We start from the raw sequence: 13,668 nt of genomic DNA on the forward strand, positions 1-13,668 counted from the left end.
CAGGATTTGTTTTCTCCTTTTCTCACCATGCAAAGTCGATGAATATGCGGATTTTTGCTTGCGAAAATTGGAGTTTTACGGTACAGTTGTATGGGTAAATAACTGCTTTGAAAAGGACTTAAGGAATGTTAAAAAATCCAGTACGCATCGGGCTAATCGGTTTTGGTACAGTGGGGTCTGGGGTTGCAAGACTCTTACTGGAAGAAACAGATGCGATTTATCAACGCACCGGGATTCGCTTGGAACTGGCCTGTGTGGTAGACAAAGACACCAGTACTAAACGCCCCGTGCAATTACCGCCGGGGTTATTAACCAATGATTTCGGGCGAATCCTGAACGATCCCACCATTCAAATCGGAATTGAACTTGTCGGCGGTCTTGATTTTGCCAAACACGTCCATCAGCAATTTCTCTCGGCCGGCAAACACGTTGTGACTGCGAATAAGGCTTTATTGGCAGAATTTGGACAGGAATTATTTGCATTGGCCAAAAAACAGCAGAAATGTATCGCCTTTGAGGCAAGTTGTGCAGGAGGCATACCCATTATCTCCGCTCTCCGCACCGGCTTATCTGCCAATCGCATCACCGCACTCTATGGAATCCTAAATGGAACCTGCAACTATATCCTGACCAACATGACCCAGAAAGGCCTGGACTTTCCGACCGCCCTGGCCCAGGCACAACAAAAAGGCTATGCCGAAGCAGACCCAACTCTGGATATTAATGGTACAGATACAGCACATAAACTTGCTATCTTAGCAAGTCTTGCGTTTGGCTATCAATTTAATACAAAACACATCAGCATTGAGGGCATAGACAATATTCAGATAGAAGATATCAAGAATGCCCAGGAAATGGGCTATGTCCTCAAATTACTTGCCATTGGCCAAGCCGATCAGAAAGGAGCTATTTCACTGCGTGTACATCCTTCTCTGATTCATGAAGACACTCCTCTGGCCCGTGTGGGTGGCCCCTTTAACACGCTCAGTGTCTTTGGTCATGCCGTGGGCAATACGATGTTCTTTGGCCGTGGAGCAGGCATGATGCCTACCGCCAGTGCTGTTGTGGCAGATGTCATTGAAATTGCCCTGGGCAACAGTCAGCGGCTATTTGATGCCATGCCTATGCTGCGACACAACCAACACCCGACGATTCAGAACATCGATGATATCACCAGCCGGTATTATATTCGTCTGATGGCAAAAGATGTGCCGGGCGTGACGGCCCAATATGCCCAGGTACTCGGCAAACACAATATCAGTATCAGCGGAGCTATTCAGCATGAGGGCATTGGACCGAACAATACCGTGCCCGTGGTGGTAACAACGCATCCCACTCAGCAGAAGAATATGAACGCGGCGCTGGATGAATTATCCAGACTGGATGTCATCGGTTCCAGGCCTATTTGCATACGGATTGTTGAAATTCCGGAGGACAAAGATTGAAGCCCAAATATGTAATCATTGTGCCTGATGGAGCAGCGGATAATCCGCAGGATGTCTTTGGCGGCAAGACCGTAATTGAAGCGGCCGAAACACCGCATATGGATGCGATTGCCGCTCAGGGAAGACAGGGCATCGTCCAGACCGTGCCCAAAGGCCTTCAGCCGGGCAGTGATGTTGCGATGATGAGCCTGCTGGGCTATGATCCGCAAAAAAATTATACCGGGCGTGCTCCGATTGAAGCCGCAGCCCAGGATATTCCGCTGGAACCGGGAGACTGGGTTTTCCGCTGCAATCTGGTCACGACGGCGGATGGTTTGATGGCCGATCATAGTGCTGGACATATCTCCACCAAAGAGGGGACAGAGCTGATCCGCGAATTTGAACAGTTAATTCAAAACCCGAATTTTCGATTCTACCCAGGGGTTGGATATCGTCATTTATGTGTCATTCATGGTACTGATTTTGCCAAAGTAGAAACCTGTCCACCGCACGATTTTATTGGTGAAAAAGTCAGCAAAATACTGCCCAAAGGCAAAAAATCGGAATTGCTGAAGGATTTGATTGCCCAATCGGTTCAATTTTTCGATAATCATCCGATTAACCGCGTCCGCAAGGATCTCAAGGAAAATCCTGTGACCAGCATTTGGCTGTGGGGACAGGGCCAGCGGGCTTTTTTGGAAAAATTCAGCAAAGTCTATGGGAAATCCGGTGCTGCCATTACCGCCGTGGACCTGGTTCGCGGACTGGCTAAACTGATTGGATTTGATCTAATCAAAGTCGAGGGTGCAACCGGATACCTCGATACCAACTATGCCGGTAAAGGTCAGGCGGCAATTGAAGCCTTAAACAAATATGATCTGGTGCTGGTCCACATTGAGGCGCCGGACGAGGCCGGCCATAACGGCAGTCCGCATCAGAAGAAAAAAGCCATTGAAATGATCGACAAACATATTGTCGGCCCGGTATTCCATGCATTAAAACAATATGAGCAATGGCGCATCCTCGTCATGCCCGACCATCCGACCCCGGTGGACAGCCGCTGCCACTGCGACCAGCCCGTTCCCTTTGCCATGGCTGGAACGGGCATCAAGGGTATTCTGCAGAAACCGTTCAGCGAACCCAACAGCTTCGCTTCCGGATTCCGAATTGAACGAGGTGCGGATTTGATGGAATATTTTCTAAAACTATAAATTATTTTGAAGGAGCGATGCATGATGCGTAAATACATTCTGTTGTCTATGATCGTTGGCTTGCTGGGGGGGCCTTGTGGTGTCCTGTCTGAAATATGCCAAGGGGACACTTTCACGCACAAAACCAGCGGGCAGACCTATCACGGGTATGCCGAACAGGATCCCGTAAACGGGAAAACCACCATTCACACAACCGAATCCGGACCGATTCAGGTCAATCTTGCTGAATATACCATCACACCCGACTATCAGGGCAGGAATAAACATGTTGTCGTATTTACGTTTAGCGATGCCATCGAATCAGATATTATAACCAAAGCGTTTGAAAAAGCGATTGTCGAAGAATCCAATAAAGGCCCCCTGCTCATCATTCTTGAAATTGATAGTCCCGGAGGACGTGTGGATCTGGCCATGCGGATTTGTTCTGCAATCACCAAAACCCGAAATTGTACAACCGCAGCATTTATTCGCGGCGGCAAAAACAGCGGGGCCTATTCAGCTGCTGCAGCTATTGCTCTGGCCTGCAATAAAATATACATGTCCGGTGCCACCGTGATGGGGGCAGCAACCGTTGTCGCGTCCTCGGAAAACGGGATTGTGGAACTGGAACGTATGGTGGGAAACAATGTTGGCGAAAAAATACGTTCTGCCTGGCGGAATTATCTGGCCTCCCTGGCCGAACAGAACAATCGTCCGGTCGCCCTGGCACGGGCTATGGAAAATAAGGATATAGAAGTGCTGCGGATCCGTCGTAACGGCAAAATCATGTATATCGAATCCTCCGAAAAACAACCCACGGATGAAATCATCAGTATTTATAATCGTAAGGGGCAACTGGTTACGCTTCCCGCTCAGGAAGCAGTCAACTGCTCTATGGCAGACAAGGTCGTTTCTTCGTTTGAAGAAGTCCTTGCCGATGCCAACGCTTCCGACGCTGAGATCCGCCGTCCTGAACAAATGGCCCAGGCCAGAGAAGAACTTGAAAAAATCAAAAGAAAGTTTAATCAGTTAAAAAATTCGTTTGACACCAAAGTCAAGACCCTGATTGCCAAGGATCGAAACCGGGGAATGACGCTGGTTGAAGCCAAAAAGTCTTTTCGTGAAATCATTCAGGAAGTCAAATACCTGATTAAGCTCAAGCAAACCTATCCAGATGTTCCCTGTGAAGAGCAAGAATTACAGGATTTATTAAACTCCCTGCAGGCAGAATATGATAGTTTATAATGTCTTTTTTCTTGAACCTTAGCAAAGATATACGGAAGATAGTATAGGATCGTTTTTTATCCGCTGAAATGGCAGGATAAAAAACCCGTAAAATAGGATATTTTAGGATACTGGAAATAATTCGGGAGGATTAACTATGACACGGAACAGTCTTCTTTTAAGCCTTTTAGCAATAATCCTGGCCGCTGGGTTATCCGTTAAGGCAGACACATTTAAGAATAAACAGACAGGTGAAATCTTTTATGGTTTCAGAACACTCAAAACGACTGCAGACAAAACACTTGTTTATAATGAAAACGAAAAAAAGTTGTCACCTATCAAGTTAGAGGATTATGAGGTCACTTTAGATAATAATGGACGGCGCAACAGTGTTGTGTTGGTGTCCATTACGGATGCGGAAGCACTCCTTTCTCAAGCCGTAACTAAAACAATCTGTGATGCCATCACCAAGGGAGCGAACAGCGGACCGCGTTTTGTTTTGGTCAAAATCGACTGTCCTGGCGGACGCGGTGAATATATGAAAGAAATCTGTTCAACCTTATCTAAAATTGATATATGTCCCACAGTCGCCTATATTTCCGGCGGCCCGTTTGGTGGAGCCCATTCCGCAGCAACGGCGATCGCCCTGGCCTGTGACAAGATTTATATTGCCCCCAACGCCACGATCTCTGCATTAGGCCCCTTTGTCAGCACGTCGAGCGGACACTCGGAAACGGATTTCATTAAAATCTACAGTCCGGATTCGCTGGCCACATACAGCGTTTACGCAGCCACGCTTGCAGAAAACAGCCAGCGTCCTGGCATCCTCGCTAAAGCCTTATTAGATAAAAAGATAGGTTTAGTTGAGGTCATTGATACCAGCGGCAATCAATCCATCGTTCAAAAAGATGCGCTTTTAGCCAATCAGACAGTCGTCAAAACTCTGTGCGAAGGAATAACGCCCAGTGCAACGGCAACCTCGGATGCAACAACAGGCACAGCACCACAAACCACAAGCGTTTCCGACATACACGGTCGTGTTTTGCAATTAACCCCCGCGGATGCCATTCGATTCAAATTAGTTGATGCGGTTGCCGATTCCATTCGTTCTGTATTGAGTGATATGAATGCTTCAGATGCACAGCTTGCGAATGCACCAGGAATTGATACAACAATCAAACAGTTTATCGCGGCAAAAAGAAATATAGGACTATCATTATCCCGTATCAGTTTCCTTGAAAATCGCACGGCCACGCTTGAAGCACAGCTTAAAACAATTGAAGAGCAGGACAGAACAACACCTGTCCGACGGTCCCGTACCACCAACGACATCGGAGGGTTTACACGAGGACAAGTGATCATTCCATCGTCTGATTACTACTACTATTATGACCAGTCCACGATGGTTGACCAGAATCTTATCAACTCCCAGCAAATGACTCCCAGCACCCCTTCGACAACGACAAATCAGCGTACTCCGCTTCGAACAAATCCCAAAAGCCGATTTAACCGAGTGCAGGAATCGGAAACTGTCGTTTCCAATGAGCCGGCATTAGCGGCAGCTGACGTCAACCGCGAACTCTCTTTTGTACTGAATAATTTAATTGGAGAATACCGAACAGCTATTTCGCTTTCTAACCGCTGGATAGGCGCCTTGCCTCCGGAAATAACCGTACAAACCTTGCAACGCAATTTGGAATCTGCAATCGCTTTATCTGACAATTTGAGATTTCGGTCACAATAAAGCCAGATGTTCATTTTAGACTCTGCACATATTGGGACTTGTTATCAATCCATAATCAGCATATTGCCAATCCATATTATGGCTTTTATAATATTGCGGCATATATCTTGTATAGCATGCTCGTTTGATACACAAGGGATTGTTCTTGACTGTCCTACTCAAAATGTCTATTCTACGCACTTTAGGAATATAATTGTAATGAAGTTGCCGAGATTTGGTTGGTTGTTTTTGAAGGCATAAAAGATGAACAAAGGATACATTTTTTTAACCGCGCTAGGGATTGCCGGATGCTTTCTGGCCTCCTGCGGCCCCAAAAACAATCGGAATGCAACTGCGGAACCGCAAGTCGATTTAAATACCACGATTGGACAATTAGCTCAAATCAGTTACAGCCCTACAGTACCCGTTCGCGGTTACGGTATGGTGGCCGGACTGTGGGGGGCAGGGTCCTCGGAATGTCCGCCGCAATTACGACCTGAACTGGAAAAATATATCTGGCAGAAAATGCCGAATGCAACCTCCGGAGAGATCAGGAGTTTTATTGAAAGCACAGATACAGCCATCGTTGAAATAATCGGTGAAATTCCCGCTCTTTCCATGGCAGGTGATCGGTTTGATCTTCAAATCAAACCCCTGACGAAAACACAGACGACCTCTCTTCGAGGCGGCTATTTATTCACGGCCGACCTCAAAGAAATGAATCGCATGCAAACCTATAGCCAATTTGCCAAAACCATAGGCAGTGCCGAAGGGCAAATTTTTACCACAATAGACCCTGCCACTCAACAGGAGCGTTATTACATATTCAATGGCGGGAGTACCTCACTGAAATCTCCTATTACCTTAACTTTAAAACAATCCAGCTTCAGGGCTTCGTATGCCATTCGCAATCGCATTAATGAACGCTTCGGAAGCTCAACTGCAAACGCGATATCCAGTACGGATATTCAAATTACCATTCCTTTGCAATATCGCCATCGTCGTCAGGAATTTCTTTCCATGCTGCAGCTTTTATATTTATCTGAAGACGAAGCCCTGCGAACAGAGCGTATTGATATGCTGTGTGAGCGATTACGCGACCCAGCCAAAGCCAAGGAGTCTGAACTTGCACTTGAAGCCATTGGCCGCCCCTGTCTGTACAGACTCGCCGCCCTGCTGGATGAGCAAAACAATCCGACTGTGCGTTTTCATGCCGCTCGATGTATGCTTAATATAGGAGACAGTCGCGGTATCAGTATTCTGCGAAGCATGGCCATGGATGATCACTCCAGTCTCCAGCTTGAGGCCATCCAATCCCTGAGCAATGCCAAATTGAAAGATATTGAGACATTCCTGTCACAGTTATTATCCAATGACAACATCGATGTACGACTGGCTGCCTATGAACAGCTCCTGAACCACAACAGTGTTTTTGTCAGACGTATTCTGGTTGGAACCGATTTCTTTATCGACCTGGTTAATTCTTCCGGTTCCAAAGTGATCTATGCTGTCCAAAAAGGAACTGCCGGACTGATTTTATTCGGGGCCCCCATTAGCTGCCAGAATGACTTGTTTTTGGATCAAGGCAATGTGATGATGAATGCCAGGCCCGGAGATAAATATGTATCTCTGGTCCGCAGGCACCCAGCTCGTCCTAAACTGGTTGGTCCCTTTTTAAGCAGTTTTTATCTTGAAGACATCATTCGTACCCTCGGCCATGCCTCCGAAATCGACAAGAAAAAGTACCCCCGGCCAGGACTGGGACTAAACTACTCTGAGATTCTTGATATTGTCGAACAGCTTTGTCGAGAGAAACTTGTTCCTGCAGAATTCATCCACGGACCACTGTCTGATGCCGGTGCATTTGTAGAGAAAATGAATCAAACGGCCGATAATACAATGGCCCCTGCGGCCCAAACCAAATAATAACTTGAACGGATTTGACTCCATCTTTTTATGAAACTTGAAAAAATTATTATTAATGGATTTAAAAGTTTTGCTGACAAAACCGAACTTCGCTTTAATCAGCCCATAACCGCTATTGTTGGCCCAAATGGCTGCGGCAAAAGCAATGTTGTGGATGCAATTAAGTGGGTTTTAGGCAATCAAAGCCCCAAAAGCCTGCGAAGCGGACAAATGCTAGATGTGATATTCAGCGGATGCAGCAGCCGAAAGCCCAGCAGTATGGCTGAAGTGACCCTGCATTTTTCAGATGTCAGAGGATTAGGGCTGGAACAGGACGAATTAGAGATATCACGTCGGTTATTTCGCAGCGGTGAAAGCGAATATCTGATTAATGGCAAATCCTGCCGCCTGAAAGATATCAAAGAATTATTTCTTGATACCGGCGTGGGTGTCAGTGCGTATTCGATTATCGAACAAGGACAAATTGATCAGCTTTTGAAATCTTCGACTCAGGACCGGCGGATTATTTTCGAAGAAGCAGCGGGTATCAGTAAATTCAAGTCCCACAAGAAAGAGGCTCTTCGTAAGCTGGAGCGAACAGAACAAAACCTGCTGCGTCTGGCCGATATCGTCAATGAAGTCCAAAAACAGCTCCGCAGCATTAAGCTCCAGGCGGGCAAGGCTCGCAGTTATCTTGAATACAGTCAGCGACTCAAGGAGCTGCGAGTCAACTATTCTCTGGCCGAATATCATAAAATTATCACAAGCTGCCGTGACAAAGAAGAGGTCCTTGCCGGCTGGCAGGAAAAATTTGCCGCAACCGCTGCCGCGGTTGCCCGCTATGACGCCGCCGCGGGGGAAATAACAGCCAAGATTCAAGAGAATGAAAATCAAATAAATCGATGGGATAACACGCTTGTTGCCTCGCGGAGCCGGATTGAGCAGCATGCTGAGCGTATTCATTATCTGAATGCGCGCATCGACGAACTGGCGGAACGCAAGAAGACCTCTTTGTCCCAGGCAGCCAAACTATCTGAGCAGATTCGCCATCTCAGCAGCGAACTGGAGATATGTCGGCAGGAATTGGAAACCAGCCAGAAGGATCTGTCTGTCCGGACCGAACAGCTTGCCCAGGCAGAGGACATTCTGTCGCGAATCAATACCCAGTGTGCAGAATTGCAGGCTAAGCTGGAGGATGAAAAATCCGGAATCATCGATATTGTTCGCCGTACCGCCCAATTGCATAATGAGATTCAAAGCCTGAATACTTATCGCAACAATCTTGCCGGCCAGAAAACGCGTCTTTCAGGACGTGCCAGTCAGGCAGAAGGCCAGCTGGCCGAATGGCTGACAGAAAAGGCTCAATGTCAGTCGCGTCTGGAAGATATTCTGGGTGTAATCTCACAGCTCCAGGGCACTCTGGAGGCCAAACGCGCAGAAATGGAGACCGTTGGCGGACAGAAAACGGCCGCCATGAATGAACTGGCACGCTGCAAAGAACAGCGAAGCGGTATCAACAGTGAGCTGAATGTCCTTAAGGATATGGAGTCCCGGCGTCAAGGCGTCAACAGCGTTATCCGTTCGATTTTGAAAGAGCGTGAAATCAATCAATCCGACTATATCGAGGGAATCGTTGCCGATATCCTGTCGGCAGACATGCAGTATTCGCAGGCTATTGAAGCCGCCCTGGAAGGCAAAACGGATGCCCTTGTGATAAACAGCACGTCGCGTTTTCTTGCCGATACAGGGATGCGCAATAAACTGGATGGCCGGCTGACGGTGCTGTGCATGGATCGTCTGGAGCCCTTGGTGGATACCGCGGATCTGGCCGGCAAGGTCGGCGTTTTGGGCAGACTGGCGGAGTTTGTACGCTTTGATCCCGCCTACGGTCCTTTGGTCTGGTCGCTGTTGGGAAAGACCATCCTGGTTGAATCGCTCAATGCGGGTCTGGAACTGGCTGGCCAATACAGCAGTTATCGTTTTGTGACTCTTCAAGGCGAAGTGCTTAGCGACGGTTATCTGCTTTGCGCCGGCCCGCAGGGAAAAACGTCCGGGCTGATCTCCCGTAAAAGCCGCATTCACCAGCTTGAACAGCATCTTGCCGAGATGAACAGCCACATTCACCAACTTGAACAAACGCTCGAGCAAACGGAACACAAAAATGAGCATCTGGCCGAACTGTGCAAGGAACTCCGTACCAGCATCTATGAGGCCAATACGGAGAAGGTGGATACCGAATCTCGGATGCGCATGATCGAACAGAATATCAAACGTCTGGCGCAGGAGCAGCCGATTATCCTCAGCGAAATTCAGGTGCTTGAAGAGGAAATCTCCAAATCCGTCCAGAAAGAGCATGAGTCCCGCAGAAAGCTGGAAGAACTGGAGGAAATCAACACCCAGCGAACAGCTCAGATTCAGCGCATTCAGCAAATGCTGGATGAACAGCGCCGTGTGCTGCAAAGCCGATCGTCGGAAGTCACCGAATTAAAAATACAGATCGGCCGATTCAGCGAACAGCAAAAATCCATTCGTCAGCGTTCTGCAGCGATTACCAGTCAGATTCAGCATGCCCGCATGTCGGCGGAGACATGCCGGATGGACGCTATTACCTGTGACGAACAAATTGAGCAGGCCCAGCGCAATATTCTGTCTACCGAATCGGCAGTCTGTACTCTGTATGTAGAAAAAGAGGAGGCCCAGAAACAAAGTGTTCTTTTGCATGCTTTGCAGCAGGAGCTTTCGGCTCGGCAAAAGGAAAATGAGCAGTTCCTGCGGCAGGCTCGCACCGAACAATCCGAAATCGAGCAGCACATCCACCAGCTTCAGCTTGATTTATCTCAATTGAAAGTCAAGGATGAGGACCTGTGCCAGCGTGTTCGCGAAGAACTCCAGATTGAATTGACAGAGGCGTATCAGAATTACAGTACGCAGGATATCGACTGGGATATCGTCCGGGAAGAAATCCAGGATCTGCGAAGCAAAATCGAACGTCTCGGCAATGTTAATGTGGATGCCATCGAACAGCAGCAGCAGCTTGAGGAACGCTATGCCTTTCTGGCCTCGCAGGTGGAAGATCTCAACGCCAGCAAGGCTCAGCTGGAGCAGCTGATTGAGCGAATCAATCAGGAAAGCCGGGAGAAATTTCAGGAGACCTTCGATCAGGTGCGAATCCACTTCCAGGAACTGTTTCGGCTTTTATTTGGTGGCGGCAAGGCCGACATATTCCTCGAAAACCCGGAAGATGTTCTCGAATCGGGGATCGAAATTGTGGCTCGTCCGCCCGGCAAGGAAACCCGCACTATCAGTCTGCTGTCCGGCGGCGAAAAAACCATGACAGCGATTGCGATGCTGTTTGCAATATTCAAGAGCAAACCCTCGCCGTTCTGTGTGCTGGATGAAGTGGATGCGGCACTGGATGAGGCCAACAATGAACGGTTTAATCTGATTGTCAAGCAGTTCCAGCAGCTGTCACAATTCATCGTTATTACCCACTCCAAGCGGACGATGAGCATCGCCGATATGCTGTATGGAATAACCATGCAGACACAGGGCATCAGCAAGAAAATCAGTGTTCAGTTCGACAGCGACAAGCGTGATGATACGACTGAATCGGCTGTGGCTTAAACGACAGAAAACAACCTTCAGCAGCCGCCCGGTGCGGCGAGAGATTAACCTATGAAAGAACGGCTTGATAGTCATCGACTCCGCAATGGCATGGTCATCCTGGGCGAACCTATGCCGGAAGTGGAATCCGTCTCGTTTGATTTTTTACTCCCTGCCGGCAATGCATTTTATCCTGAGGGCAATTCCGGTGCGGGACAAATCATCACCGACTGGCTGTTTCGCGGGGCAGGTTCCCGGGACAGCCGCGCCCTGGTTGAGGCCCTCGATGAGCTTGGGATACACCGCAACAGCGCCATCTCCGCGGAGAATTTGTCTGTCAGTGCCTCGCTGGAATCCGCCAATCTGCCGGCAGCACTGGATTTATATGCGGATATCCTGACTGCTCCCCTGCTTGAGGACGAGCAATTCGAACCGTCTCGGCAACTGGCACTCCATGAACTGGCCGGGCTGGATGATGATCCGCAGCACAAAGTCCGCCTGCTGGTTACTGAACAATTTTACCCTGCCCCTTACAACCGCCCTACCGAAGGGAAAAAAGAGGACCTGGAACATATGACTGCCGATGCCTGCCGCCGGATTATTCAGCGGCAATTCGACTGGTCGCAATGTATCTTTTCCATTGCGGGCAAATATGACTTCCCCGCCGTCTGTGCCCTTCTGGAAAAGCGTTTTGCCCATTTGCCGGGAACCGGCGTGAAGCGTCCTGCGGCAGGGTCCTCTGGCCAGCATTACACCCACCAAGCCAACGATGGAGCCCAGGTACACATCGGCCTGATGACCCGCGTACCGACCATTCAGGATCCTCGTTATTATGAAATTATGGCCGCAGTATCCATCTTGTCGGGCGGAATGAGCAGCCGTCTGTTCACCGAAGTTCGCGAAAAACGGGGCTTATGCTATGCTGTCGGAGCCAGGTATCAGTCATTAAAAGACCATGCCGCGATCAGTTGCTACGCCGGGACGACCCCTCAGCAGGCTCAGGAAACCCTTGATGTCACCCTGGAACAATTCCGTCGGCTTCGGGAGGGCTTTTCCGATGAGGAACTGCATCGCGCCCAAATCGGCCTCAAGAGCACGCTGATTATGCAAAGCGAATCATCAGCCGCTCGAGCTGCAGGGATTGCCGGTGATTACTATTACCTGGGCAGAGTGCGGCCGTTATCAGAAATTCGTCAGAACATCGATGCCGTCAGCAGGTCATCTTTGCTGGCGTTTTTAAATGACAATCTATTCGATGATTTTACCGTTGCTACCATTGGCCCTAAACCCATTCAAGTTTAACTGAAAATGTTGACGCTATGATCTTTAAACACAAACAGCTCCAAAACGGATTAACCCTCATCGGAGAGTATCATCCTCAGGCTCAAACCACCGCCATGGGTTTTTTTGTCCGCACCGGTTCACGGGATGAAACGCCTGAAATCAGCGGGGTTTCCCACTTTTTAGAACACATGGTCTTCAAGGGAACTGACAGCCTGAACTGGCAGCAGGTCAATGAGGCCTTTGATGGCATCGGAGCCAAATTCAACGCCTTTACTGCCGAAGAGAATACCGTCTATTATGCCGCGGTCCTGCCGGAATTCCTGCCTGATGTGGCACGGTTGTGGTCACAGCTGATGCGTCCTTCACTGCGGGAGGAGGATTTCACTATTGAGAAAAACGTCATCCTCCAGGAAATCGCCATGTACAAGGATATGCCGCAATTCGATGTGCTCGACCAGGCACGCGCCCTGCATTTTGGCAGCCATCCCTGTGGCAACAGCACCCTCGGTACCGAGCAGACTATCGGAGATTTAAAAGTCGAGCAAATGCGTGACTATTTCAATCGTCGATATGCCCCCAATAACCTCGTTGCCGCTTGTTGCGGGAATTTTGATTTTGACCAGTTTTGTGAATTAATTGAATCTATCTGCGGAGATTGGAAACCAGCCCAGGCAGACCGTCCGCTCTCGTTTTTTGAAGGGACTCGTCAGCGAAAACACCTGCAAAAAGAAACACTCGCCCGGCATCACATCTGCCTGATCAGCCCCATGGTCTCCATGCAGGACCCTCGTCGGTTTGCTGCGTCGCTGCTGGGAATGATTATCGGCGATGACAGTGGGTCACGGTATTTCTGGTCGTTAGTCGATCCGGCCATCGCCGAGACAGCCTCCATGCAGGCTGAGACCATGGACGGAATCGGTGCGATGTATAGTTACATCTGCTGTGAACCCGCTGCCGCCCCCAAGGTAGCAGAGATCATCCAGGGGATTTTTTCTGATTTAAGTCGTAATGGCATACAGGAAAAGGAATTAACCGCAGCACAAAACAAAGTGCTTTCTGCGCTGACGCTTAAATCGGAACAGCCGATGGGCAGGATATTCGGCCTGGGATTCAACTGGGTCTATTCGCACTTGTATCGTACCCTGGCCGATGATATTGCGGCGATTCGGGCAATTACTGTCGATGATATCAATCGATTAATAGAAGAATTCCCTCCGGGACAATTCAGTTGTTTATCTATGGGGCCGGAGGTTTGGGAAATTCCTCTTTTCTGATAAAATAGGCGATTTCCTGTCTTGTGCAAAGCAAGAAGGAT

At 48.8% G+C, this 13,668-nt stretch carries 8 protein-coding genes; all 8 read left to right on the plus strand.

The genetic code is table 11. The features are described from left to right. Nucleotides 1-125 precede the first annotated feature (125 nt). The 8 genes from ACQ9LF_RS09415 (at nt 126) to ACQ9LF_RS09450 (ending at nt 13,627) form a co-directional block, all read left to right on the plus strand. A complete protein-coding gene (locus ACQ9LF_RS09415) occupies nt 126-1,445 on the plus strand; it encodes a homoserine dehydrogenase (RefSeq protein ID WP_462489141.1) in 1,320 nt (439 codons plus the stop codon). Then, complete coding sequence (locus ACQ9LF_RS09420; RefSeq protein ID WP_462489142.1) at nt 1,442-2,635, plus strand: cofactor-independent phosphoglycerate mutase; 1,194 nt, start codon at nt 1,442-1,444, stop codon at nt 2,633-2,635. The genes ACQ9LF_RS09415 and ACQ9LF_RS09420 overlap by 4 nt, the downstream gene beginning before the upstream one ends. Nucleotides 2,636-2,656: 21 nt before the next feature. Then, nucleotides 2,657-3,859 (plus strand): Clp protease/crotonase-like domain-containing protein, encoded by a 1,203-nt coding sequence (locus ACQ9LF_RS09425; protein WP_462489143.1) that lies wholly within the window; start codon nt 2,657-2,659, stop codon nt 3,857-3,859. 136 nt (nt 3,860-3,995) lie between these two features. Beyond that, a complete protein-coding gene (locus ACQ9LF_RS09430) occupies nt 3,996-5,582 on the plus strand; it encodes a Clp protease/crotonase-like domain-containing protein (protein ID WP_462489144.1) in 1,587 nt (528 codons plus the stop codon). A 243-nt stretch (nt 5,583-5,825) separates the two neighbouring features. Next, nucleotides 5,826-7,487: a flagellar basal body P-ring protein FlgI gene (locus tag ACQ9LF_RS09435; RefSeq protein ID WP_462489145.1), complete on the plus strand. Its 1,662-nt coding sequence runs from the start codon at nt 5,826-5,828 to the stop codon at nt 7,485-7,487. 30 nt (nt 7,488-7,517) lie between these two features. Beyond that, nucleotides 7,518-11,090 (plus strand): chromosome segregation protein SMC, encoded by a 3,573-nt coding sequence (gene smc / locus ACQ9LF_RS09440; RefSeq protein WP_462489146.1) that lies wholly within the window; start codon nt 7,518-7,520, stop codon nt 11,088-11,090. Between the two features lie 51 nt (nt 11,091-11,141). Beyond that, nucleotides 11,142-12,371: a M16 family metallopeptidase gene (locus ACQ9LF_RS09445; RefSeq protein WP_462489147.1), complete on the plus strand. Its 1,230-nt coding sequence runs from the start codon at nt 11,142-11,144 to the stop codon at nt 12,369-12,371. A 17-nt stretch (nt 12,372-12,388) separates the two neighbouring features. Then, a complete protein-coding gene (locus ACQ9LF_RS09450; protein ID WP_462489148.1) occupies nt 12,389-13,627 on the plus strand; it encodes a M16 family metallopeptidase in 1,239 nt (412 codons plus the stop codon). Nucleotides 13,628-13,668 lie beyond the last annotated feature (41 nt).

Source organism: Anaeroglomus insulsum, assembly GCF_050689095.1.
In the GTDB taxonomy this organism is placed as follows: domain Bacteria; phylum Planctomycetota; class Phycisphaerae; order Sedimentisphaerales; family Anaerohalosphaeraceae; genus Anaeroglomus; species Anaeroglomus insulsum.